Source organism: Thioalkalivibrio sp. AKL7, from assembly GCF_000381705.1.
Classification (GTDB): domain Bacteria; phylum Pseudomonadota; class Gammaproteobacteria; order Ectothiorhodospirales; family Ectothiorhodospiraceae; genus Thioalkalivibrio; species Thioalkalivibrio versutus.
On the sequence record NZ_KB906950.1, the window covers coordinates 383,407 to 408,322 of the forward strand.

The 24,916-nt window shown below is 67.0% G+C and carries 21 protein-coding genes, 1 tRNA gene, 1 other RNA gene and 1 pseudogene; 23 read left to right on the plus strand and 1 reads right to left on the minus strand.

From position 1 onward, the window contains the following. The first annotated feature begins 126 nt into the window (after positions 1-126). The 10 genes from G315_RS0108850 to grxD all read left to right on the plus strand — a co-directional run bounded on the left by G315_RS0108850 (position 127) and on the right by grxD (position 7,853). Positions 127-1,872, plus strand: a complete 1,746-nt coding sequence (locus G315_RS0108850; protein ID WP_018145260.1) for a tetratricopeptide repeat protein — start codon at positions 127-129, stop codon at positions 1,870-1,872. Continuing rightward, positions 1,869-2,534: a lipoprotein insertase outer membrane protein LolB gene (gene lolB, locus G315_RS0108855; RefSeq protein WP_019612346.1), complete on the plus strand. Its 666-nt coding sequence runs from the start codon at positions 1,869-1,871 to the stop codon at positions 2,532-2,534. Before G315_RS0108850 ends, lolB begins: the two co-directional genes overlap by 4 nt. Positions 2,535-2,560: 26 nt before the next feature. Beyond that, entirely contained in the window at positions 2,561-3,415 is an 855-nt protein-coding gene (gene ispE / locus G315_RS0108860) for a 4-(cytidine 5'-diphospho)-2-C-methyl-D-erythritol kinase (RefSeq protein WP_051069925.1), read from the plus strand. A gap of 119 nt (positions 3,416-3,534) precedes the next feature. Continuing rightward, positions 3,535-3,609, plus strand: a tRNA-Gln gene (locus G315_RS0108865). 33 nt (positions 3,610-3,642) lie between these two features. Beyond that, positions 3,643-3,767, plus strand: a non-coding RNA gene (locus tag G315_RS14240) — RtT sRNA. Positions 3,768-3,912: 145 nt separating this feature from the next. After that, positions 3,913-4,851, plus strand: a complete 939-nt coding sequence (locus G315_RS0108870; RefSeq protein WP_196799408.1) for a ribose-phosphate diphosphokinase — start codon at positions 3,913-3,915, stop codon at positions 4,849-4,851. A 139-nt stretch (positions 4,852-4,990) separates the two neighbouring features. Next, the gene (locus G315_RS0108875) at positions 4,991-5,695 is read left to right on the plus strand and encodes a 50S ribosomal protein L25/general stress protein Ctc (RefSeq protein WP_018145264.1); all 705 of its coding nucleotides are present in this window, start codon (positions 4,991-4,993) and stop codon (positions 5,693-5,695) included. Between the two features lie 24 nt (positions 5,696-5,719). Continuing rightward, positions 5,720-6,349: an aminoacyl-tRNA hydrolase gene (gene pth / locus G315_RS0108880; RefSeq protein WP_019612347.1), complete on the plus strand. Its 630-nt coding sequence runs from the start codon at positions 5,720-5,722 to the stop codon at positions 6,347-6,349. After that, on the plus strand, positions 6,346-7,440 hold the full coding sequence (gene ychF / locus G315_RS0108885; RefSeq protein ID WP_019612348.1) for a redox-regulated ATPase YchF: 1,095 nt from the start codon (positions 6,346-6,348) through the stop codon (positions 7,438-7,440). The genes pth and ychF overlap by 4 nt, the downstream gene beginning before the upstream one ends. 83 nt (positions 7,441-7,523) lie before the next feature. Then, the gene (gene grxD / locus G315_RS0108890) at positions 7,524-7,853 is read left to right on the plus strand and encodes a Grx4 family monothiol glutaredoxin (protein ID WP_018145267.1); all 330 of its coding nucleotides are present in this window, start codon (positions 7,524-7,526) and stop codon (positions 7,851-7,853) included. A gap of 94 nt (positions 7,854-7,947) precedes the next feature. On the opposite strand, the gene rnt is transcribed toward grxD, so the two are convergent. Further along, entirely contained in the window at positions 7,948-8,634 is a 687-nt protein-coding gene (gene rnt / locus G315_RS0108895) for a ribonuclease T (protein WP_018145268.1), read from the minus strand. 297 nt (positions 8,635-8,931) lie between these two features. Here rnt and aceE point away from each other — a divergent pair, with 297 nt between their 5' ends. From aceE to G315_RS0108960, 13 genes and pseudogenes are all read left to right on the plus strand, one after another. Beyond that, positions 8,932-11,595, plus strand: a complete 2,664-nt coding sequence (gene aceE, locus G315_RS0108900; RefSeq protein ID WP_019612349.1) for a pyruvate dehydrogenase (acetyl-transferring), homodimeric type — start codon at positions 8,932-8,934, stop codon at positions 11,593-11,595. Continuing rightward, a pseudogene (gene aceF / locus G315_RS0108905) lies at positions 11,591-12,961 on the plus strand (dihydrolipoyllysine-residue acetyltransferase); the annotation flags it as partial. The gene aceE and the pseudogene aceF, both read left to right, overlap by 5 nt. A gap of 24 nt (positions 12,962-12,985) precedes the next feature. Continuing rightward, positions 12,986-14,773 (plus strand): dihydrolipoyl dehydrogenase, encoded by a 1,788-nt coding sequence (lpdA, locus tag G315_RS0108910; RefSeq protein WP_018145271.1) that lies wholly within the window; start codon positions 12,986-12,988, stop codon positions 14,771-14,773. 6 nt (positions 14,774-14,779) lie between these two features. Next, on the plus strand, positions 14,780-15,760 hold the full coding sequence (locus tag G315_RS0108915; RefSeq protein WP_026182084.1) for an OmpA family protein: 981 nt from the start codon (positions 14,780-14,782) through the stop codon (positions 15,758-15,760). A gap of 57 nt (positions 15,761-15,817) precedes the next feature. Then, a complete protein-coding gene (locus tag G315_RS0108920) occupies positions 15,818-17,041 on the plus strand; it encodes an argininosuccinate synthase (protein ID WP_018145272.1) in 1,224 nt (407 codons plus the stop codon). Between the two features lie 70 nt (positions 17,042-17,111). Next, on the plus strand, positions 17,112-19,067 hold the full coding sequence (locus G315_RS0108925) for a diguanylate cyclase domain-containing protein (protein WP_019612350.1): 1,956 nt from the start codon (positions 17,112-17,114) through the stop codon (positions 19,065-19,067). 42 nt (positions 19,068-19,109) lie between these two features. Next, on the plus strand, positions 19,110-19,898 hold the full coding sequence (locus G315_RS0108930) for a VacJ family lipoprotein (protein WP_038032090.1): 789 nt from the start codon (positions 19,110-19,112) through the stop codon (positions 19,896-19,898). Next, positions 19,895-20,419, plus strand: a complete 525-nt coding sequence (locus G315_RS0108935; RefSeq protein ID WP_018145275.1) for a hypothetical protein — start codon at positions 19,895-19,897, stop codon at positions 20,417-20,419. The genes G315_RS0108930 and G315_RS0108935 overlap by 4 nt, the downstream gene beginning before the upstream one ends. Then, positions 20,416-21,813, plus strand: a complete 1,398-nt coding sequence (gene mpl, locus G315_RS0108940) for a UDP-N-acetylmuramate:L-alanyl-gamma-D-glutamyl-meso-diaminopimelate ligase (RefSeq protein ID WP_018145276.1) — start codon at positions 20,416-20,418, stop codon at positions 21,811-21,813. The genes G315_RS0108935 and mpl overlap by 4 nt, the downstream gene beginning before the upstream one ends. Then, a complete protein-coding gene (locus G315_RS0108945) occupies positions 21,810-22,445 on the plus strand; it encodes a flavin prenyltransferase UbiX (protein ID WP_018145277.1) in 636 nt (211 codons plus the stop codon). Before mpl ends, G315_RS0108945 begins: the two co-directional genes overlap by 4 nt. Continuing rightward, positions 22,442-23,044: an LON peptidase substrate-binding domain-containing protein gene (locus tag G315_RS0108950; protein WP_018145278.1), complete on the plus strand. Its 603-nt coding sequence runs from the start codon at positions 22,442-22,444 to the stop codon at positions 23,042-23,044. The genes G315_RS0108945 and G315_RS0108950 overlap by 4 nt, the downstream gene beginning before the upstream one ends. Before the next feature lie 56 nt (positions 23,045-23,100). Beyond that, positions 23,101-23,487, plus strand: a complete 387-nt coding sequence (trxA, locus tag G315_RS0108955) for a thioredoxin (RefSeq protein WP_018145279.1) — start codon at positions 23,101-23,103, stop codon at positions 23,485-23,487. Positions 23,488-23,671: 184 nt separating this feature from the next. Continuing rightward, entirely contained in the window at positions 23,672-24,613 is a 942-nt protein-coding gene (locus G315_RS0108960; protein WP_018145280.1) for an AEC family transporter, read from the plus strand. Positions 24,614-24,916 lie beyond the last annotated feature (303 nt).

Here is a 24,916-nt window from a genome sequence, read left to right on the forward strand (position 1 = left end):
TGTGCTGTACGGTTAGCAGGAGGTGGCGCGCGCCGGCCGGACGTCTCCGTATACCCGTTGTGTGGAACCCGAGCTGTGGAACCCGAGTTGTGGAACCCTGGGGGCCGCTGCCCCGTCCCATCCGATATGGCCGCAATGATCCCGATTGGACACAACATGATTCGAAGCCTGCTCGCGCTCACCGCCGTGTTCTCCCTGGTGGGTTGTGCGCATACCCCGCTGGACGCCTCCGAACCGCCGGAGTCGGATCGCCCCGAGGTGCTGCCCTTGATGCAGACCCAGGATCCGGAGGCTGTGCTGATGTTCAGCGTCCTGGCCGCCGAGATCGCGGTGCGCTCCGGCGAGCATGCCGAGGCAGCGCGCTATTACGGAGCCGCGGCGTTGCTGAGCGACGATCCGGCCATCGCCGAGCGTGCCACCCGGATCGCCTTGTTCGCGCGCGAGCCGGAATACGCACAGCGTTCGGCCGACCGTTGGCTGCGTCTGGCCCCCGAGAGCACCGATGCCAGCCAGGTTTCGACGGTCCTGCGGATCAACGCCGGTGATGCCGGGCAGGCGGCCGAACAGCTGGATTCGCTGATGAATCGCGTCGTGGTGCAGGGCGGCGACCCCTACGCGACCCTGGGTGGTGTGATTGGTCAGGCTCAGGACCAGCAGGCGGCCATGGAGACCATGCACCTGCTGGCCGAGCGCCGCCGCGACGACGTGGGCGTGCATCGCGTGCAGGCCGAGGCCGCGCTGCGCTTTGGCGAGCCAGGTGAGGAGGTGCTTGCGGTGACCGAGCGGGCCGCCGAGCGCTTCCCGGAATCGGTCCAGCTGCGTTTGCTGCATGCGCGGGCCCAGAGCGAGGCCGGGCATGACGATGCGGCGGTCGAGACCCTGCGCGCGACCGTGGAGGCGCACCCGGACAGTCGCGAGGCCCGTCTGGGATACGCGCGGGTCCTGACCGAGATGGAAGATGACGTCTTCGCCCGCGAGGAGATGGACCGCCTGGTGGAGATGGCGCCGGAGGATGCCCAGCTCCTGTTGGCGCTTGCCCTGATGAACCTGGAGGCGGAGCAACTGGGCCCCGCGCGGGATTACCTCGAACGCCTGGATGCCATGGGTGAGCGCGAGAACGACGTCGCGTACTACCTGGGGCGCTTGCACGAGATGGCCGACGAGCCGGAAGCCGCCCTGGACGCCTACGCCCGCGTGGAGGCCGGCGACCATGCCGAGGATGCCCACCTGCGCAGCGCGCGCCTGACGCTCAAACACGACGGGGCCGAGGCCGCTCGTGACCTTTTCGACCCCATGCAGCAGGGCGTGGATGAGGATCTGGCCCGGCGCGCCTATTTGGCCGAGGCGAACGCCCTGCGTGAGCTGGGCGAGTATGCCGAGGCCCGCAGCCGGTTGAACCGCGGTCTGGTGCAGTTTCCGGGCAGTACGCAGCTGCTGTACCTGCGCGGGCTGGTCCACGAGCGCGAGGACGACATTACGGCGGCCGAGGCCGATTTCCGCGCGATCCTCGAGTCCGATCCGGAGAATATCGCCGCGCTGAACGCCCTGGGTTACACCCTGGCGGACCGAACCGATCGTTATGACGAGGCCTACGAATTGATCCTGCGCGCCTATGAGCGGGAGCCGGATGACGCCGCGATCATCGACAGCTATGGCTGGGTCCTGTACCGCCTGGGCCGCCTCGAAGAGGCCGAGACCCAGCTGCGGCGTGCCTACTCGCTGTCGGACGACGGCGAGATCGCCAGCAACCTGGCGGTGGTGTTGTGGGAGCGTGGCGAGCGTGCAGAAGCCCGGGAGGTCCTCGAGGCCGCGCTGGAACGCGAGCCCGGGCATAAGCGCCTGCAGCGCGTGCGCAACGATCTGATCGAATGAACGGGCACGGGACGACGCGATCGCCGCGACGGATCCGGGGCGCGGGGTGGCTGGCCGGGCTGGTGGGTGGCTGGGGGCTGTTGCTCGCGGGCTGTGCTGCCCCTCTGCCCGAGGCGGACACCTCGCCAGCGGCCGAGGCGGCCTTCGAGGAGCGCACCGAGCAGCTGGCGGCACTGGACAGCTGGCGGCTGGTGGCACGTCTGGGGCTGGCCTCCGGGGGGGAATACTGGTCGGCCCAGCTCAACTGGCGGGTGCAGGAAGGCCAGCATGTGCTGGACCTGTCCGGCCCGATGGGGCGCGGCGGCGGGCGTCTGACGCTCTCGGATAACGGGCGCGCGCTGCTGGTCACGCGGTCCGGCGAGCGCTTCCAGGCGCAGGACCCGGATACCCTGGTGGCCCGGGTGCTGGGCGAATCCATCCCGGTCAGCGGGATGATCTACTGGGTGCGCGGCCTGCTGCACCCGGAGGCCTCCTACCAGCTGGATATCGATGCGGACGGCCGCCCCCTGGAGATCCTGCAGTCCGGCTGGGCCATCGAATACACCGAGTTCGAAGAGATCAACGGCGTGCCCATGCCGGTCGCGATGGTCCTCGAGCGCGACGAGGTCGAGCTGCGCGCGCGCATCGGCCGGTGGCAGCTAGGGCCGGACGAGACGTGGTGAGTGCGGCGACGGGCGGGGGGTTCGGGATGCCGTTTCCGGCCCCGGCCAAGATCAACCGTTTCCTGCACATCACCGGCCGCCGGCCGGATGGTTATCATGAGCTGCAGACGGTGTTCCAGTTCCTCGGGCTGGAAGACCGCCTGCGCTTCGATCCCCTGCCCGAGGGACGCTTCGAGATGGCCGGCGAGGCCATCGATGGGCAGGACAACCTCTGCCTGCGGGCGGCCCGGCGCCTGGCCGAGGTGGCGGACAAGTCCTTCGGCGTGCGCATCCACCTCGACAAGCGGATCCCGGTGGGCGGCGGCCTGGGTGGCGGCAGCTCCGATGCCGCCACCACGCTGGTGGCCCTGAACTACCTGTTCGATCTGGCGTGTCCAGTCGAGCAACTGGCGGCGATCGGGCTGGAGCTGGGCGCCGATGTGCCGGTGTTCGTCGCCGGGCATGCGGCGTGGGCCGAAGGGGTGGGCGAACGACTTGCGCCCGTGGCCCCGGACACGGGCTGGATTCTGCTGATCGACCCGGGCGTTTCGGTTGCCACGGGGGCCATGTTCGGGTGTGCGGAATTGACACGCGACTGCGCCACCGAGACAATTTCGTCCGCGATCGATGCCGAGCGGTTCGTGAACGTGTTCGAACCGGTCGTTCGGGCACGCTATCCGGAGGTCGATCACGCGCTGGCCTGGCTGGCGGATCAAAGCCCCCGGGCGTATTTGAGCGGGAGCGGCGGCTGTGTGTTCGGGATGTTTCCCGATGAGGGGACGGCCCGGGCAGCGCAGTCCGCGCAGCCCGCCCCGTGGAAAAGTTGGGTGACGACGTTGCAGAACGCGTCACCCTTGCAGGCCTGGTTACCGCCATGCGGCGGTAACACCGAAAAAGAATAAGTCCACCTAAGGGTGGCGCGCAGCGCCATCATCCTGCCGGCCCGAATCGGCCTTGCCGATTCGCGGGGTGAGCCGGGCACGGCGCCGGTCAGGAAGTACAATAGAGTTCAGGGAGATATTGGGCCGTAGCCAAGCGGTAAGGCAGCGGGTTTTGATCCCGCCATGCGCAGGTTCGAATCCTGCCGGCCCAGCCATACAATCAGACCCGCGCCTCGGGCGCGGGTCACCCAAACTGCCGGGACGGCAGGATGAGAACCGGGTTCGACTCGAGCGGCATCGCCGCGAGAGAACGCCGCCGCAGGCGGCGGCCCGAAGGGCGGCGCGCAGCGCCGTAATCCTGCCGGCCCAGCCAACAATCGCTTCGCGCCAGAAGGGCGCGAAGCAAAACCACCAAGACCCCGGTCCCGATCCGGGGTCTATAATTTGGAGCTCGGGCGTTCTAGCGCGCTCGCTCCACTCCATCCAGACCGGGACGAACCGTGGTCGACAAGAATCGCATGATGATCTTCGCGGGCAATGCCAACCCGCGTCTCGCCCAGGCCGTTGCGGAGCACCTGGGGCTGCCGATGGGCAAGGCCATCGTGGGGCGTTTCAGCGATGGCGAGGTGCAGGTCGAGCTGCTTGAGAACGTGCGCGGCCGCGACGTCTTCCTGATCCAGCCGACGGGGCAGCCGACCAACGAAAACATCATGGAGCTGGTGATCATGGTGGATGCGCTGCGCCGCGCCTCGGCCGGACGCATCACCACGGTGATCCCGTATTTCGGTTATGCGCGCCAGGACCGTCGTGTGCGCTCGGCGCGGGTGCCGATCTCGGCCAAGGTGGTCGCCAACATGATCGAGGCGGTGGGCGCGGATCGCGTGCTGACCATCGACGTGCACGCCGACCAGGTTCAGGGTTTCTTCAACGTCCCGGTGGACAACATCTATGCCTCGCCGGTGCTGCTGGGCGACGTCTGGCGGCATGTCTCGGGCGATCTGACCGTGGTGTCGCCGGATGTCGGCGGGGTGGTGCGTGCCCGCGCCATCGCCAAGCGGCTGGATGACGCCGATCTGGCGATCATCGACAAGCGCCGCCCGCGTGCCAACGAGTCCGAGGTGATGCACATCATCGGGGATGTGCGCGGCAAGTCCTGCATCATCATTGACGACCTGGTGGATACCGCCGGTACGCTCTGCCAGGCCGCGAAGGCCCTGAAGGCACACGGGGCGCACTCGGTGATGGCCTATGCTACGCACCCCGTGCTTTCCGGCGCGGCAATTGATAATATAAACGGTTCGGCGCTTGACGAGCTGGTGGTGACCGACACCCTGGCCCTGCAGCCCAATGCGCAGGCCTGCGAAAAGATTCGTCAGCTGTCGGTCGCGGAGATGCTTGCGGAGACCATCCGCCGCATCAACCTCGAGGAGTCCGTCAGCTCGTTGTTCATGGACTAGGCCCGTGTGGGCTGGAGCTGTGGACCGGCGATAACCGATTTCGGGAGGCTTGCCTCCCATTCAGCGCCCCGCCTGGTCGCGGGCGGGGTGTGTTCAAGGCGCTTCGGGTGAAGCGCCTTTCATTTTGGAGACCGTAGCAATGAGCATGAGCTTTACCATTGAAGCCGAGAAGCGTGACGAACAGGGTTCGAGTGCGAGCCGCCGCCTGCGTCGCGCTGGCAAGCTGCCCGCCATCCTGTACGGAGCGGACAAGGACGCCGTGGCCATCACGCTGGATCACAATGCGATGGTCCATAACCTCAAGGAAGATGCGTTTTATTCGCACATCCTGAGCGTGAAGCTGGGCGGCAAGACCGAGAAGGCGATCCTGCGTGATGTACAGCGCCATCCGTTCAAGCCGACCATCTACCACGTCGACCTGATGCGCGTGAGCGCCAATCAGCCGATCCGCGTCAGCGTGCCGCTGCACTTCCACAACGAGGAAGAGTGCAAGGGCGTGAAGCTGGGCGGTGGCATGGTCAGTCGCATGATCAACGAGCTCGAGGTCGAGTGTCTGCCGGGCGATCTGCCCGAGTCCATCGATCTCGATGTGATCGAGCTGGATGTCGGTGACACCTTGCACATCTCCGAGCTGAAGCTGCCGGAAGGCGTGCAGAGCGTGGCCCTGATGCACGGCGAGGAATACGACTACGCCGTGGTCAGCGTGCTGCTGCCGCGTTCCGCGAAGGCGGAAGAGGAAGAGCTCGAAGGCGAAGAAGCCGCGGAAGCCGAGGGTGGCGCAGAAGCCGAGGGTGGCGACGAGACCGCTTCCGGCGACGAGTCGGAGTCCGGGGACAAGGAGTAAGCCTTGCGGCTTGCCGCCTGACTGATGGCGATCCAACCCGAACCGATCCGTCTCGTGGTCGGGCTGGGCAACCCGGGCCCGCGTTATGCCGAAACCCGGCATAACGCGGGTTTCTGGTTTGTGGATACCCTGGCCCGCCGCCATGGCACGGAGCTCCGCCCCGAGAGTCGCTTCGATGGCGAGGCGGCACGTCTGACCCTGCCGGACGGCGACTGCTGGCTGCTCAAGCCCATGAGCTTCATGAACAAGAGTGGCCTGCCGGTACGCAAGTGCGCGGCTTTCTACCGCATCCCGCCCGCGGCCATCCTGGTCGTGCATGACGAGCTGGATCTCGATCCTGGCGTAGTGCGGCTGAAGCTGGGCGGCGGCCATGGTGGACACAACGGGCTGCGCGATCTGCACCGCCACATGGGCGGGCCGGACTACGCCCGGCTGCGGGTCGGGATCGGCCACCCGGGGCATCGTGACGACGTGGTGCCGTTCGTGCTCGATCGCCCTGGGCGGGATGATGCCCGGGCCATCGAGGAGGCCATCGATACGGCCCTGGACCAGATCCCGGCCCTGGTGGCCGGGCGCTGGGACGAGGCCGTGCGCAATCTGCATGGGGGTGGGTCGAAGCCGACCGGCCCCAAGAACTCCGAGGAAGCCCGATGAGTCTGAAATGCGGGATCGTGGGCCTGCCGAATGTCGGCAAGTCCACCCTGTTCAATGCCCTCACGCGCGCGGACATCGCGGCGGAGAACTATCCCTTCTGCACCATCGATCCGAACGTGGGCGTGGTGGAGGTCCCGGATCCGCGGCTGACGCGGCTCGCCGAGATCGTTAAGCCCCAGCGCACGTTGCCGACCACGGTCGAATTCGTGGACATCGCCGGCCTGGTCGCGGGCGCCGCCCAGGGCGAGGGGCTGGGCAACCAGTTCCTGGCGCATATCCGCGAGACGGATGCGATCGCCCAGGTGGTGCGTTGTTTCGAGGATGACGACATCGTACATGTCGCCGGCAAGGTCGATCCGCTCGCGGATATCGAGACCATCAGCACCGAGCTGATGCTGGCGGATCTCGAGACGGTGAACAAGGCGCTTTCCCGTCTGGCGCGTGCGGCCAAGTCGCAGGACAAGACCGCCATCGCCCAGTTGCAGGCGGCCGAGAAGGTGTCGGCGGGCCTTGATCAGGGCATTCCGGCACGGGCGCAGGGTCTGGACGAGGACGAGCGGCGGGCCCTGTACGACCTGCACCTTCTGACCCTCAAGCCGGCGATGTACATTGCCAATGTGGACGAGGCCTCGCTGTCCGCTGGCAATGCCATGGTCGAGGCCGTGCAGGCGAAGGCGGCCGAGGAGGGCGCCGAGGTGGTCAGTGTCTGCGCCGCCATCGAGGCCGAGATCGCGGTGCTGGATCCCGGGGAACGTACCGAGTTCCTGGCCGACCTGGGTCTCGAGGAGCCGGGGCTGGACCGGGTGATCCGGACGGCCTACCGCCTGTTGAACCTGCAGACCTTCTTCACCGCGGGCGAGAAGGAGGTGCGTGCCTGGACCGTGCGCCAGGGCTCCACTGCGCCGCAGGGGGCGGGGGCGATCCACACGGATTTCGAGCGCGGTTTCATCCGTGCCGAGGTGGTGGGGTACGACGACTTCGTCGGATACAACGGCGAGCAGGGTGCGAAGGACGCGGGGAAATGGCGCCTCGAAGGCAAGGAATACGTGCTGAGAGAGGGCGACGTGGTACATTTCCGCTTCAATGTCTGAGCGTTATACTAGGAAATAGGTTTGGGGCGTGCCGCGATGCGCGGCTGCGCCCTGTTTTGGCACCAAATTTCGGGAGTACAGTAATGGACGTAATGGATCGCATCCGCCAGCAGGTGGAAGACAATCCGGTGGTGATCTTCATGAAGGGCACCCCGCAGTTCCCCATGTGTGGGTTCTCCAGCCGTGCGGTGGAGGCGCTCAAGCGCTGCGACCAGGAATTTGGCTACGTGAACGTGATCGCGGATCAGGAAGTCATGCAGAATCTGCCGCGCTTCGCCGACTGGCCGACTTTCCCGCAGGTCTATATCGACGGCGAACTGGTCGGGGGCTGCGACATCACCCTCGAGATGTTCGAGAGCGGCGAGCTGAAGAAGATGGTCGACGAGGCCCACGCCAAGCGCGCGGCCAGCTAGGCTGAACTACTGGCCCGGCGGCCATGCGGCCGTCCGGCATATGACCCGTCACCCGGGCGCCCTTGTGGCGGCTCGGGCGGCGGGTTTTTTGCGCTCAACTCCCGGGCGGGAGTTCTTCCGGGTCGGGCAGGCGCAGGGCGTTTTGCGGCACCCCGATCCCGTCCTGCCAGCGATTGGTGATCTGGCAGAAGATGTCCGCCGTCTTTTCCGCATCGAAGGCCGCGCTGTGTGCCGACTCGGTGTCCCAGCCCAGTCCTGCGGCGTCCGCCGCGCGCGCCAGCACGGTCTGGCCGAAGGCCAGTGCCGCCAGGGATACCGTGTCCAGGCTGCTGAACGGGTGGAACGGGTTGCGCTTGATGCCGCAGCGCTCGGCCGTCGCGTGCACGAAGCCCAGGTCGAAGTGGGCGTTATGCCCCACCAGCACCGCGCGCTTGCAGTGGTTGACCTTCACCTCCCGGCGCACCTCGCTGAACACCTTGCCCATCGCCTGATCCTCGGGGTAGGCCGCGCGCAGCGGGTGGTAGGGGTCGATGCCGTTGACCTCCAGCGACTTCGGGTCCATTTCCGAACCCTCGAACGGCCGCACATGCACGCTGACCGTGCGGTCGCGCACCAGGTGGTCGTTCGCGTCGCGGCGCAGAAACACCGCAGCGATCTGCAGCAAGGCATGTCGGTGGCAGTCGAAGCCGCCGGTCTCCACGTCGACGACCACCGGCAGGAAGCCGCGGAAGCGGTTCGCCATCGGGCGGTGATTGGGGTCCAGCTGCAGAGTTTCGGGCATTGAGGTACTCGGTTTCGGGTGCGGCGGTGGTTCGGGATGTCGGCGGCGCCGGGCGGGGGATTGTCCCGCGTTCCGGCTGTTCAGGCGGGTTGCGCGCGCTTTGCGCACGTTCCCGCAGATTTCCCCGACGATCGGCGCCATAGCGGGCTTTCGCTTGACCTGTTGGCGGGACAGTCGGGATACTTGCGCCTTTTATGCCCGCCCAACACCGGCGCATGGTAGCAAATGCCCGCCTGCCCGGTGGCCCGGCCCCGTAGTGGCAACCCGATTCCCAACCCGTTTTCAGGGGTAGAGCGCATGGACCCGAACGCGACCGAACACGATATCGACCCGCAGGAGACCCAGGAGTGGATCGACGCCCTGGCCTCCGTGCTGGAGACGGATGGCCCGGAACGGGCTCATGCCCTCCTCGAGCGACTGGTCGACAAGGCGCGCCGCAGCGGGGCCTACCTCCCGTACTCCGCCAACACTGCCTATGTGAACACGATCCCCACCCACCTCGAACCGGAATATCCGGGCGATGGCGCGGTGGAGCATCGCATCCGTTCCTATATCCGCTGGAACGCGATGGCCATGGTGGTCAAGGCCAACCGCGCCTCCGCCGAGCTGGGCGGGCATATCGCGACCTTTGCCTCGGCCGCGACCCTGTACGACGTCGGTTTCAACCACTTCTGGCATGCCCCTGCGCATGACCACGGCGGTGACCTGCTGTTTGCCCAGGGCCATTCCTCGCCGGGTATCTACGCCCGCGCGTTCATGGAGGGGCGCTTGAGCGAGGAGCAGCTGGACCACTTCCGCCGCGAGGTGGACGGCAAGGGCCTGTCCTCGTATCCGCACCCCTGGCTGATGCCGGACTTCTGGCAGTTCCCGACCGTGTCCATGGGACTTGGTCCGATCATGAGCATCTACCAGGCGCGCTTCATGCGCTACCTGCAGGACCGTGGCCTGGCGCAGACCAAGAACCGCCGTGTGTGGAGCTTCGTCGGGGACGGCGAGGTGGACGAGCCGGAGACCCTAGGGGCGATCACCCTGGCCTCGCGCGAGAAGCTGGACAACCTGACCTGGGTGGTGAACTGCAACCTGCAGCGCCTGGACGGCCCGGTGCGTGGCAACGGCAAGATCGTGCAGGAGCTGGAGGCGATCTTCCGCGGCGCCGGCTGGAATGTGGTCAAGGTCCTGTGGGGCCGCTACTGGGATCCGCTGCTGGCCAAGGACACCGACGGCCTGCTGCAAAAACGCATGATGGAGGCGGTCGATGGCGACTATCAGAATTACAAGTCGCGCGACGGCGCCTACGTGCGCGAGCACTTCTTTGGCAAGTATCCCGAACTCCAGCGCATGGTGGCCAACATGTCCGACGAGGACATCTGGCGTCTGAATCGCGGGGGGCACGACCCGGTCAAGGTCTATGCGGCTTACAAGGCGGCAGCCGAGCACACGGGGCAGCCGACGGTGATCCTCGCGCACACCGTGAAGGGCTATGGCATGGGCGCGGCGGGCGAGGCCCAGAACCGCACCCACAGCCAGAAGAAGATGGATTCGGACGACATGAAGCAGTTCCGCGACCGCTTCAATATCCCGCTGTCCGACGAGCAGGTGGAGAAGGCCGAATACATCAAGCCGGATCCCGACTCCGAAGAGATGAAGTACATGAACGCGCGGCGCAACGACCTCGGCGGGTATCTGCCCGTGCGCCGGCCGCTGGCCACGCCGCTCGAAGTGCCCGGGCTGGATGCGTTTAACGGCCTGCTGGAGGCTTCCGGCGAGCGCGAGATGTCGACCACCATGGCCTTCGTGCGGCTGCTGACCCTGCTTGCCCGCGACAAGAAGATCGGCAAGAACGTGGTTCCGATCGTCCCCGACGAGGCCCGCACCTTCGGCATGGAAGGGCTGTTCCGTCAGCTGGGGATCTACTCCTCGGTCGGTCAGCTCTACGAGCCGCAGGACAAGGACCAGGTGATGTATTACAAGGAGGACAAGAAGGGCCAGATCCTGGAAGAAGGGATCAACGAGGCCGGTTCCATGTCCTCCTGGATCGCGGCGGCGACCTCCTACTCCACGCATGGCGTGGCAATGGTGCCGTTCTACATCTTCTACTCGATGTTCGGCTTCCAGCGCGTCGGCGACCTGATCTGGGCGGCCGGGGACATGCGCGCCCGCGGCTTCCTGATGGGTGCCACCGCCGGGCGCACCACCCTGGCCGGGGAGGGCCTGCAGCACGACGACGGCCACAGCCAGATGATGGCCGCCAACGTCCCCAACTGCATCGCCTACGACCCGACCTTTGCCTATGAACTGGCGGTGATCGTCCAGGACGGCATGCGCCGCATGTACGCGGAGCAGCAAAGCGTCTTCTATTACATCACCGTGATGAACGAGAACTACCCGCAGCCGGCCATGCCGAAGGGCGCCGAGGAAGGTATCCGCCGCGGGCTGTATCGCTTCCAGGCGGGCGGGCGCAAGAAAAAGAAGGTGCGTCTGCTGGGCTCCGGCACCATCCTGCGCGAGGCTATCGCCGCCGCCGAACTGCTGGACAACGACTTCGGCGTGGCCGCCGAGGTGTGGAGCGCGACCAGCTTCAACGAACTGGCCCGCGACGGCCGCGATGCCGACCGTCATGCGCGCCTGAACCCGGAGGCCAAGCCGCGCAAGTCCTGGGTGGAGGAGTGCCTGGGTGGTTCGGATGACCCGGTCATCGCCGCGACCGACTACGTCCAGGCCTACGCCGATCAGATCCGCGCCTTCGTGCCGGCCGACTACCGCGTGCTGGGCACCGACGGCTTCGGCCGCTCGGACACCCGCGCGGCGCTGCGTCGGCACTTCGAGGTCGATCGTTACCACATCGCGGTCACGGCCCTGAAGGCCCTGGCCGACGCCGGGACCGTCGAGGCCAAGACCGTCTCCGACGCGATCAAGAAGTACAAGATCGACGTCGAACGGCCCAACCCCTTGCAGGCCTGAGGCCGCCGGTACCGAGGCAGGAGCAGACATGAGCAACACGACTACCGTGCACGTACCGGACATCGGTGACTTCAAGGACGTCGAGATCATCGAGGTGATCGTGAGCCCCGGGGATACCATCGCCCCGGAGGATCCCCTGATCACGCTCGAATCGGACAAGGCCTCCATCGAGATCCCGGCCCCGCAGGGCGGGACCGTGAAAGCAGTCAAGGTAAAGGCCGGCGACCGCGTCAACGAGGGCGATCCGATCCTGGAACTGGAACCCTCCGACGAGGGCGGGGCCGAAGCAGCCCCTGCGAAGGACGACGCCGGGCAAGACGAGCCGTCGAAGCAGGAGGCGTCGTCTTCGGATGCCGGGGGTGAATCGGCCCCCGCCACCGAGAAGCCGAAGCAGCCCGAGGCATCAAAACCTGCCGACCGGGCCGACCCGCGCCCGTCGCCTACCGAGCACATCCGTGACGAGTCGGCCTTCCGCAAGGCGCATGCCTCGCCGGTGGTGCGCAAGTTCGCGCGCGAGCTGGGCGTGGACCTGAGCAAGGTCGACGGCTCCGGGCGCAAGGGGCGCATCCTGCGCGAGGACGTGCAGGGCTTCGTCAAGCGCGCCTTGAGCCAGGGCGCTGGCGGTGGCCTGGGCGTTGAGCCGATGCCGGAGATCGACTTCTCCGAGTTCGGCCCGGTCGAGACCCAGCCGCTGTCGAAGATCAACAAGCTCACCGGCAAGAACCTGCACCGCAACTGGGTCACCGTCCCGCACGTGACCCAGTTCGACGAGGCCGACATCACCGAGCTCGAGGATTTCCGCAAGTCGCTGAAGGCCGAGTACGAGAAGAAGGGTGTGAAGGTCACCTTCCTGCCGTTCCTGATGAAGGCGGTGGTCTCCGCGCTCAAGCAGTACCCGCGTTTCAACGCCTCGCTGGACGCGACCGGCGAGAATCTGATCATCAAGCAGTACTACAACCTCGGCATCGCGGTGGACACCCCGGACGGCCTGGTCGTCCCGGTGGTGCGCGACGTGGACCGCAAGAGCCTGGTCGATATCGCCTCCGAGCTGATGGACCTGTCCCAGCGCGCCCGCGACAAGAAGCTCAAGCCGGCGGACATGCAGGGTGGATGCCTGACCATCTCCAGCCTCGGCGGGATCGGCGGCACCCAGTTCACCCCGATCGTGAATGCCCCCGAGGTCGCGATCCTCGGCGTATCGCGCTCCAGCATGAAGCCGGTCTGGAACGGTAAGGACTTCGAGCCGCGCCTGATCCTGCCGCTGGCGCTGTCGTACGATCACCGGGTGATCGACGGCGCCCTGGGCGCGCGCTTCGCCACCACCCTGAGCGGACTGTTGTCCGACATGCGCCGCATGCTGCTGTAACCGAATTCGAACCGGAGCGATTGGATGAGCCAGACCAAGACCATCGAGGTCCCGGACATCGGGGATTTCAAGGACGTCGAGATTATCGAGGTCCTGGTACAGCCGGGCAGCGAGATCGCGCCGGAAGACCCGCTGATCACCCTGGAGTCCGACAAGGCGACCATCGACGTGCCCGCCCCCGAGGCCGGCACGGTGAAGAAGCTGCATGTGAAGGTCGGGGACAAGGTGTCCAAGGGCAGCAAGCTCCTCGATCTCGAGGCCAGTGGCGACGCTGCGGGTGGCGCGGATGCGCCGGCGTCCGGCGGCGGCGAAAAGGCCGAATCCTCGAAGGCGGAGTCCGGCGCCGCGAGTGAGTCGAAAAAGGCGGCGGCCCCCAAGGCGGCTGCCGACCCGAACACCGACAGCCAGTGCCAGGTGCTGGTGCTGGGTTCCGGCCCCGGTGGTTATACCGCCGCCTTCCGCGCCGCGGATCTGGGGCTGGACGTGGTGATGGTCGAGCGCTATCCGCAGATCGGCGGCGTGTGCCTGAACGTCGGCTGCATCCCGTCCAAGGCGCTGTTGCATGCCGGCGAGGTGCTGCACGAGGCCGAGCGCTTCGCGGCGCTGGGCATCAAGTTCGGCGAGCCGGAGATCGACCTCGACGGGCTGCGTGGCTACAAGGGCAACGCGGTCAAGAAGCTGACCGGCGGCCTCAAGCAGTTGTGCAAGCAGCGCAAGGTGCGCGTGGTGCAGGGCACGGGCGAATTCGTCGGTGCCAACAGCATCGCGGTCGAGGGCGATGACGGTCGCGAGGTGATCGGCTTCGAGCACGCGATCATCGCGGTCGGTTCGCAGGCGATCAAGCTGCCCGGCTTCCCCTGGGACGACGAGCGGGTGATGGATTCCACCGACGCGCTGGACCTGGCCGAGATCCCGGAGCGCATGCTGGTGGTCGGCGGCGGCATCATCGGCCTGGAGATGGCCTGTGTGTACGAGGCGCTGGGTTCCAAGGTCACGGTGGTGGAGCTGTCCGACACCCTGATGCCGGGCGCGGACCGCGACATCGTGCGCCCGTTCGAGAAGCGCGCGAAGAAGCGCTTCGAGAACATCTTCCTCAAGAGCAAGGTGTCCGAGGCCAAGGCCACCAAGGCCGGGATCGTCTGCCAGTTCGAGGGCGAGGCCAAGGGCCTGCCGGAAGAGGACACTTTCGATCGCGTGCTGGTCGCCGTGGGTCGCGGCCCGAACGGGGCGAAGATCAAGGCCGAGGCGGCCGGTGTGCAGGTGAGCGAGCGCGGCTTCATCGAGGTCGACAGCCAGCAGCGCACCAACGTCGAGCACATCTTCGCCATCGGCGACGTGGTCGGCCAGCCGATGCTGGCGCACAAGGCCACTCACGAGGGCAAGGTTGCCGCCGAGGTGATCGCCGGACACAAGGTCCACTTCGACGCCCGTGCCATCCCGTCGGTGGCCTATACCCACCCCGAGGTCGCCTGGATGGGCGTGACCGAGGAGCAGGCCAAGGTCGACGGTATCGAATACACCAAGGGCGTGTTCCCCTGGGCTGCCTCCGGGCGGGCGATCGCGCTGGGTGCCGAGGACGGCCTGACCAAACTGCTGTTCGACGCGGATGGCCGCGTGATCGGAGCCGGTATCGTCGGCCCGTCCGCCGGCGACCTGATCGGCGAGGCGATGCTGGCGCTGGAGATGGGCGCCGAGATGGAAGACATCGGTCTGACCGTGCACCCGCACCCGACGCTCAGCGAGACGGTGGCCTTCGCCGCCGAGGTCGCGCACGGCTCGATCACCGACATCCTGCCGCCGAAAAAGCGCTAGCGGGTCATGGCCCGCTTGCGCCAGTGGCTGCGTTGCGCACTCCCGGGATTGGTGCTGCTGGGGGTGGGTATGGCCACGGCGGGTGCTGCGCCCTACAGCGAACCGCTGGAGCGTAGTGACTGGCAGCTGACCGAGGAAGATGCCACCTGTCGCATCCAACAGACCGTGCGTCACGGCGGTACGCTGCGTTTCGAGGCCCGGCCGGGCCTGTTGACCGCAGTCTTCTGGCAGGCCCCCTACGCGATGCCGGCGGGCGGCGCGCCGCGGCTGCGTACCGGCGCGCCGGAATGGCTGCGCCCGGCGACGCAATCGCCGCTAGATGTGCGGTTGCAGCCCCGCGACGCCCACCTGTTCCGGGTTCCCCAGGCGTTGGCGCAGCCCCTGAAGGCCCGTCTTCTGGCCGGCCATGACGTGCGCATTGATTTTCCCGATGGCGACGACTCGGTGCACTTCCGGGGTATCCGCTTTGCCCTGCGGGCGCGGGATTTTCGCGCCTGTTACGGGGAGCAGGACACGCCTGCCGCGACCCCGGAAACGGGGGCCCTGGACCGCTGGAGTGTCTATTTCGAAACGGGTAGCCATCGTCTGGATGCCGAGGCGCGCGAGGTTCTGCAACGTGCGGCCCGAGTCCTGGCGGCTGCGGAGGCCCCACGCATTCGGGTCGTTGGCTGGACGGATGCCGCCGGCCCGCTGGAGATCAACCGCCCCCTCAGCCGCAATCGTGCCGAGGTGGTGCGTGAGGCCCTGGTGGAAGCGGGCGTCCCGGCCGCGCGCGTCGAGATCGAGGCCCCGGGTGTGGATCCGGCCGCCGATAGCGCGCGTCAGGCCTCGCGGCGCAGTGATATTTGGTGGCTGGATACGGGCGATTCGGGCGCGGGCGGCGCTTCGGTTGAGGTGCTGCCGGGCGCCGGCCCGGAAGAGCCTGAGGGCCACGATCCGCGCCCCGATTCGGCCCCGGCTGCGCCCTCCGAGACCCCGGCGTGGTAGTGACGCTAGCCGTCAAAACGACTATATCTTTACCTTAGGAAAAGGATAGAAATTCTTATGAGCTCCTCGATCAAGCGCGTCGTCCTTGCATACTCCGGCGGTCTGGATACCTCGGTCATCCTCAAATGGTTGGAGGATCAATACGGCTGCGAGGTCATCACCTTCACCGCCGATCTGGGCCAGGGCGAGGAGGTCGAGCCGGCCCGCGCCAAGGCCGAGGCCCTGGGGGTGAAGCAGATCTACATCGAGGACCTGCGCGAGATCTTCGTGCGCGATTACGTGTTCCCGATGTTCCGCGCCAACACGATCTACGAGGGCGAGTACCTGCTGGGTACCTCCATCGCGCGCCCGCTGATCGCACGGCGCCTGGTCGAGATCGCCGAGGAGACCGGAGCCGACGCGATCGCCCACGGCGCCACCGGCAAGGGCAACGACCAGGTGCGTTTCGAGCTGGGCGCCTACGCGCTGAAGCCGGGCATCAAGGTGATCGCCCCCTGGCGCGAGTGGGACCTGAACTCGCGCGAGCGCCTGATGGCCTACGCCGAGCAGCACAACATCCCGGTGGACTACAAGAAGCAGGGCACCAAGTCACCGTACTCCATGGATGCCAACCTGCTGCACATCTCCTACGAAGGTGGCCCGCTGGAGGACCCGTGGACCGAGGCCGAGGAAGATATGTGGCGCTGGTCGGTCGCCCCCGAGGCGGCCCCTGACGAATCCGAGACCCTGACCATTGGCTTCGAGAAGGGTGATCCGGTCTCGATCAACGGCGAGCGCCTGAGCGCGGCCGAGCTGCTCGCGAAGCTCAACGAGCGCGGCGGGGCCCACGGTGTTGGCCGGCTGGATATTGTCGAAAACCGCTATGTCGGCATGAAGTCGCGCGGCTGCTACGAGACCCCGGGTGGCACGATCCTCTTGCGTGCCCGCCGGGCGCTGGAATCCATCACCCTGGACCGCGAGGCCGCGCACCTGAAGGACGAGCTGATGCCGCGCTACGCCAGCATCATCTACAACGGCTACTGGTGGAGCCCGGAGCGACGCATGCTGCAGGCCGCGATTGACGACACCCAGGGCGTGGTCAACGGCGAGGTGCGCCTGCGCCTGTACAAGGGCAACGTGATCGTCGCGGGGCGTCGTTCCGAGGACACCCTGTTCGACGATGCCATCGCCACCTTCGAGGATGACGCCGGCGCCTACGACCAGAAGGACGCCGAGGGCTTCATCCGCCTGAACGCACTGCGCCTGCGTATCGCCGCCAGCCGCAACCGCAAGCCGACATGACATGAGCGGGGCGGGCCGCCAGCGCTCCTCATTGAGGGTTGCCCCGCTCCGGCGCCCGGGAAACGCGTGGATGTCTGGTGGCCTGGCGGTGTTCCTGGTGGGTTTTCTGTTGCTGTATCCCTCGGCGCCCTTGTTCGCGGAGGAAACGGCGGCGGTGGACGAGCAGCGCCTGGTCTTCGGGGTGCTCGCCCACCGCGGCGACGATGTGGCACGCCAACGCTGGACGCCATTCGTCGAGTACCTGTCGGAGCAGATCGACGGGGCCCGTTTCGTGCTGGAGCCGGTGGACAACGACGGGTTGCAGGCGGCGGTAGCAGACAAGCGCTTCGATTTGATCCTGACCAACAGCGGTTCCTACGTGATGTTGGAGCAGCAGCACGGGATATCGCGCATCGCGACCATGCAGCCGCGTCAGGTGGGCCGTGACGAGGACCGGTTCGGGGCCGTCGTGATCGCCCGTGCCGATCGGGATGACCTGGTGGAGCTGGACGACCTGCGGGGGCAGCGCTTGTCCGCGGTGCATCCTGATGCCTTTGGGGGCTGGTGGATGACCTGGCGCGAATTGCAGGCGGCCGGGCTGGACGTCGAGAGTGATCTGGCGTCGGTGGTATTTACCGGCTTTCCGGTCGGCCGCGGCCTCGACTGGGTGCTGCAGGGGGAGGTCGATGCCGCGACCTTCCGGACCGGCATCCTGGAGGACCTGGAGGCACGTGGCGATCCACGGGTGGAGCAGGTCCGGGTGGTCGGCGAGCGCGCCTTCCCATCGTTCACTTACCGCGCCAGTACCCGTTTGTACCCCGAGTGGCCGCTGGCGATGCGTGGTGACCTGGATACCGGGCTGGCGCATGCCATCCTGCTGGCGACCCTGTCGCTGGATGCGGAACATCCGGCAAGTCAGGCGGCCGGTATCGGCGGCTGGGCGGCACCCCGGTCCTACGAGGACGTGCACGGGCTGATGTACGAACTGGGGGTTGGCCTGTATGCGCCGCAGCCCTTCGATATCCTGGTCTGGCTGCGTGACAACATCCTGTGGCTGGTCTCGGCGCTGGCAGTGGTCGCGCTGCTGGCGCTGCTGTATGTCTCGCGGGTGCACACCCGGGTGCGCCGCTCCGGGCGCAACCTCGAGCGCAGCATGGACGCGATCCCGGATGCGGTGATCACCCTGGATGCACGTGGCGGGATCTCCTACGTGAACCCTGCGGCCCGCGAGCTGGCGGGCCTGACCCGGGATCAGGTTCTGGGTTGTTCCCTGGATCAACTGCTCGACTTGCGCGAACTGGGTACCGGCCGCCCCCTGCTGCCGGCGGATGCCCGGGGCGAAGCGCTGAACCAGGCCCTCGGCGAGCGTTCGGATGCCCGTCTGGTCCGGCGTGACGGTCACGAACTGATCGTGCGTATCGCCCGTACCGCGCTTGACCCGGTAGCCGGCAGTTCCGTGCGGACCCTGCTGGTGCTGACGGATGTCTCCGAGGAACGCAGGCTGGTGGATCGCCTGGTGCACGAGGCGAGCCACGATGGCCTCACCGGCTTGTTGAACCGGCGCGCCTTCGAGCGCGAGCTGGAGATTGCCATGCATGCCGCCCGCGACAATCGTGCGGTGGCCAGCCTGCTGCTGGTGGACCTCGACTACTTCAAGGACGTGAACGACCACCATGGCCATCGGGTCGGCGACGAACTGCTGCGCCAGGTCGCTCATGTGCTGCGCCAGCTGACCCGTGGTCACGATGCCGTGGCGCGGATTGGGGGTGACGAGTTCGCCGTGATCGCGCGCGATACGAACGCGGAGTATGGGCGTATCCTTGGTCAGCGGATCTGCTCGGCCCTCGCCGACCGGCCGTTGCAGGTGGAGGCCCGGGAAGTCACCATTGGCGCCTCGGTGGGCGTGGTCGAGCTGGGACCGGACGTGCCGGGGGTGGACGAGGCCTTTGTCGCCGCGGATCGCGCCTGTTATCAAGCCAAGGATCAGGGCCGCGGTCAGGTCGGGGTTGCCCGCAAGGCGGACATCTACCCGATCACGGGGGCTTGAGCGTAACCGGCTCGGCGCCGGATCGAAAAATTAAGGAATCACATGTCTGTTGTCTCCTGTTTGCGCCCGGGCCTGCTGGCCCTGATGTTCCTTGGCCTGGCCGGTTGCGCGACGGTGCCCAGCGAGGACCGCCACCCCGATGATCCCTGGGAGTCCTACAACCGGGCGGTGTTCGAGATCAATCAGGACTTCGACGAGTCGCTGCTGCGCCCGGCTGCAGTGCAGTACCAGCGCCTGCCGCAACCGGTGCAGACCGGGGTGGGCAACTTCTTTTCCAACCTCAATGACTTCACGGTCCTGTTCAACAACCTGTTGCAGGGCAACCTGGAAAACGCCGCCTCGGATACCGGGCGAATCATGTTCAATTCGACCTTCGGGCTGTTCGGGCTGATCGACGTCGCCTCGCCCATGGGGCTGGACAAGAACAACGAGGACTTCGGCCAGACACTGGGCGCCTGGGGCGTGGCGCGAGGCCCCTACCTCCAGCTGCCCTTCCTCGGACCGAGCACGGCACGGGATGCCCCAGCGCGGCTGGTGGATGGCTACACCAGCCCGCTCTATCACACCAACCTGCGCGACGATCACACCGGGTGGTGGATCGGCCTGATCGTACTGGACGTGGTCGACATGCGCGCCGGCTTGATCCCCACCGAACGCATGCTGGCGCAACTGTCCGACGACCCCTACATCGCGATGCGCCAGGGTTACCTGCAGCGCCGGGACTTCCTGGTGCGGGGCGGCAGGCCGGATGGCGAGTCCGATGCCATGCTGGACGAACTGGATGAGCTCGAGGCGCTGGAGGCCATGGAGGCCGAGGAGAGCGAACGTTGAACGGCCTTGCCTCGATGCTCAACATCCTGCGCCTGCACGCCGGGCCGCAGGACCTGCCGGCGGATAACGGCACGCTGGTCTTCTGGGTCGGCATCGCCCTGATCGCCGGCATGGTGATCGGGATCCCGCTGTACGGCTTCGGCCAGGCGCTGGCACTGAACGTCATGGACCTGGTGGTCCTGTATGCCTTTGTCGCCCTCCTGCTGAGCATGCAGGGCGTAGCGGATCGCTGGCGCCAGACCTTCACCGCGATGGCGGGTACCGGCGCGGTCCTGGGCTTGTTGATGGCGTTGCTGATGGTGCTGGCGGGCGGACCCGATCCGGCGCGCGAGCCGGAGGAGGTCGCCACTGGGGTCGTGTTCGGGATGCTGGTGCTCCTGGCCTGGTTGCTGCTCGTTTTTGGTCACATCCTGCAGCAGGCGCTGGGGTTGGGTTCGCGTCTGGTGGGAATGCTGATCGCACTTGGCTATATCGTGGTCTCCAGCGTGGCCACCCAGACCGCGATCGGGCTGTTCCAGTGACCGGCGGGCGGCTCCACGTCCTCGGCATTGGCGGGACCTTCATGGGCGGGCTGGCCCAGTTGGCGCGCGCGCAGGGGTATGCGGTCACGGGTTCCGACCAGAAGCTGTACCCGCCCATGAGCGACCAGCTGGAACAGGCCGGGATTGCCTACCACGAGGGCTACGACCCGGACACGCTGCCCGACGCGGGGCCCGTCGTGGTCGGTAATGTAATGCGCCGCGGCATGCCCGTCGTCGAGGCCCTGCTGGATCGCGGGCTGGACTACACCTCGGGCCCGCAGTGGCTGGCCGAACACATCCTTCGTGATCGCTGGGTGCTGGCGGTGGCCGGTACCCATGGCAAGACCACGACCGCCAGCATGCTCGCCTGGATTCTTGAATACGCGGGGATGAGCCCCGGCTTTCTGATCGGCGGGGTCCCTGGCAATTTCGGGGTCAGTGCGCGCCTGGGGGATGCCCCGTTTTTCGTGATCGAGGCCGACGAATACGACAGCGCGTTCTTCGACAAGCGCGCCAAGTTCGTCCATTACCGCCCGCGCACCCTGGTCCTGAATAACCTCGAATTCGACCACGCCGACATCTACCCCGACCTGTCCGCGATCGAGCGCCAGTTCCATCACCTGGTGCGTACGGTGCCGGGGCAGGGGCGCATCCTGATGCCGGCCGGTGATGCCGCACTGGAGAGGGTGCTGGAGATGGGTTGCTGGACGCCGGTGGAGCGTCTCGCGACCGACCCTGAAGGCGCCACTGGAAATGCGACCCCCGCCCTGGCGGCGCGCGCCCTGAACCCCGAGGCCTCGGTCTTCGAAGTGCTGGCCGATGGTGTGGCACAGGGGCGAGTGGAATGGCCGCTGACCGGGCGTCACAACCTGGCGAATGCCCTGGCGGCCCTGGCCGCTGCTCGTCATGCCGGCGTTCCGCTGGCCACGGGCCTGGCCGCCATGCCGGCGTTTCGCGGCGTTCGTCGGCGCCAGGAGCTGCGCGCCGAGATCGACGGCATCCGGGTGATCGACGACTTCGCCCACCACCCCACGGCGATCCGCCTGACCCTCGAAGGGCTGCGCGGACAGGTGGCGCCGGGTGGGCGTCTGGTGGCGATCCTCGAGCCCCGTTCCAACACGATGCGCATGGGGGTGCACGCCGAGGCCCTGGGTACGGCGCTTGCACAGGCCGACGCAGTGCATCTGTACCACGCCCCGGAGATCGACTGGTCCACCGAGGGCCTGCAACAGCAACTCGGCGAGCAGCTGTCCGTGGCGCGCGATATCGAATCCCTGCTGCAGGGGATTCTTGCCACCGTTCGATCCGGCGATACGCTGGTGATCATGAGCAACGGAGGCTTCGACGGGCTGCACCTGCGCCTGATTGACGCCTTGCAGGGGACGCCCGCATGACCGAACGCCCGCGCAGCATCTCTCTGGCCCTGACCGGCGCCTCCGGTGCGCCGTATGGTTTGCGCCTGTTGCAGTGCCTGGTCGAGTCCGGCGTCCAGGTGCACCTGATGCTGTCGAAGCCGGCCCAGGTCGTCCTCGGGCTGGAAACGGACCTCGACCTGCCCGGTCGCCCGGTGGAGATTGCGCGCTACTTCACCGACCGCTATCAGGCGGCCCCTGATCAGATCCATTGCTACGGGGCGGAGCAGTGGACGGCCCCGGTGGCCAGTGGCTCGGCCGTGCCGGAGGCCATGGTGGTCTGCCCCTGCACCACCGCCACCGTGTCGGCCATCGCGACCGGTGCCTCGCGCGGGCTGATCGAGCGCGCCGCCGACGTGGTGCTCAAGGAACGCCGCAAGCTTCTGCTAGTGGTGCGCGAGACGCCGTTCTCCGAGATCCACCTGGAGAACATGCTGCGTCTGGCGCGCATGGGTGCGGTGGTGATGCCGGCCAATCCGGCCTTCTATCACCGTCCGCAGTCCATCGATGACCTGATCGACTTCATGGTGGCGCGGGTGCTGGATCACCTCGACGTCGAGCACGCCCTGGTGCCGCGCTGGGGCGCGGCCCCGGAGCCGGGAGAGGATGCATGACCACGCTGCCGCTGTTTCCGCTGAACACGGTGCTGTTCCCCGAGGGGTTGCTGCCGCTGCGGATCTTCGAGACCCGTTATCTGGATATGGTGCGGCGCTGCCTGCGCGGTGATGGTCGCTTTGTCATCGTGGCGACCGAACCGGAACGCGAATCCGGAGAACTCCCGTCCGAGACGGATCCCTCCGCGAGCTTCTACAGTGTCGGCACCGAGGCGGTCATCGTGGACTGGGACCAGCGCCCCGACGGGCTGCTGGGGATCCTGGTCAAGGGCGAGGGCCGGCGGGTCATCCACAATGCCCGGCACGCCGACGACGGTCTGTGGCTGGGTGATGTGGAGCCCTTGCCGGAGTATCCCGAGGTGAGTCTGCCGGTGGATTATGCCTCGCTGGCCGATCTGCTGGAGCGCTTGCTGGACCAGCTGGGCACGCCCTGGTCGCACCTGGAACGGCGCTTCGACGACTCGACCTGGGTTGCCGCGCGGCTGACCGAACTGCTCCCGATCGACCTCGAAATCAAGCAGCAATTGCTGGAGGCCGACGACCCGATCGAGCGTCTGGAACGCCTGCGAGCGGCCATGCTCGCAGCATCGAAATCCTGAAAGCGGCCGCGGAGGCTGGTAAGGTTCGGGGACATTTTTAACCGGAGCCCGCCATCATGGCCGTTCAGGAACTCACGCAGGACACGTTCGAATCCACTATTACCGGGAATGACATCGTCATCATGGACTTCTGGGCCCCCTGGTGTGGCCCGTGCCAGCAGTTCGCCCCGACCTTCGAGGAGGCCTCCGGCAAGCACTCCGACGTGGTCTTTGCCAAGGTGAATACCGACGAGGAGCAGGCCATCGCCGGCGCCTTCCAGATCCGTTCCATCCCGACCCTGATGATCTTCCGCGAGCAGATCATCGTGTTCTCCCAGCCGGGCGTGCTGTCCGCCGGTCAGCTGGACGAGGTGCTGGGCAAGGTGCGCGAGCTGGACATGGAGCAGGTGCGCGCCGACGTCGAGCGCCAGCAGCAGGAACAGGAGCAGGCCGGGGGCGCGTAAGCCGCCTCTGACAACGGTTTCTCGCGAGCCAAGCCTGCGAGACCGAACCCGGCCGGGGCGTCGCCCCGCCGGGTTTTTTTGTGTGGGGCGCGTGCCAGGATCGTAGAATGACCGCAAACCCCTGCGCCATGCGCGAAAAGGATGCCGTCACCATGCCCCAGCTCCCCGAGGCCGGACGCCTGCCATGTTGAGCGTGATGACCCAGATGGGGGCGCTAATCGTCGCGGGCGTGGTCTGGCGCGCCCTGCAACCGGGTGGTCTGGATGCGGATACGACGCGCCGGGTCCTTACCACCCTGGTCTACTACCTGTTGCTTCCGGCGCTGGTCCTGCAGGTGCTGTGGGTGGCCCCGCTGGGCCTCGACTCCCTGCGTATCGCCCTGGTGGCGGGCCTCACGGTTCTGGCGATGGTCGGTGTCACGTTGCTGGCCTGTCGCGTCTGCATGGCGGAGCGTGCGGCGATCGGCGCGATGCTGCTGGCGGCTGCCTGGCCCAATGCCACCTATCTCGGTCTCCCGGTGCTCGACAGCCTGTTCGGCGAGCCTGGCCGCGCGGTGGCGATCCAGTACGACCTGTTTGCCTGCCTCCCGCTGGTACTGACGCTGGGCGTGCTGCTGGCGCGGCGCTACGGTGATCCCGAGGCGGTGCGCCTGTACGGGGGTGGGAGTCCGCTGCGCGCGCTGGCAGTGGTGCCGTCGATCTGGGCGGCGGTGGTGGGTGTGGCGCTGAATCTCGCCGGGGTCCCATTGCTCGACTGGCTGGACGTCTTTCTCGGGTTCCTGGCGGACAGCGTGGCGCCGTTGATGCTGTTCTCGCTGGGTCTGGCGCTGGTGTTCAACCGTTTTCGTGGGCGCGATGCCCGTCCGCTGGCGGTAGTGGCCGTGGTCCAGCTGATTCTGGCCCCCATCTTCGCGCTGGGCCTGGTGCTGTGGACCGGCCTCGAGGGTGTGCCCGGTGTCGGCTCGGTGCTGGAGGCGGCGATGCCGGCGATGGTCCTGGGGCTGGTGTTCTGCGATCGCTTCCGCCTGGATACCGGGCTCTACGCGGCGGCCGTCACGCTGACCACGGCGCTGTCATTGGTCACCCTGCCCCTGTGGTTCGCCCTCGCCACCCGACTCATCGCCTGACCCTCAACGCAGTTGGTGGCTGGCCCTGGTTCGTCTTCCGGTGTTTACGTGCCTTCGTCGGGCCGCCTGCCAGGCGCTCTCTCGCGAGCGCACCGTGAGGTACTTCTTTGCTCGTGCAAAGAAGTACCCAAGAAACACGCCCGACTGCCGCGACCCCGGCCCGCTACGCGGGCCGGGGTTTCCCTCGCTCCGAGGTTTTTCGCGGGCGGCGCTGAACTCGCTACGCCTTCGGCTCCGCTCAGACATCCAGCGCCTTGAATCCCGCGAAAAGCCTCTCCACTCGGCGCGACGACAACGGGGAGG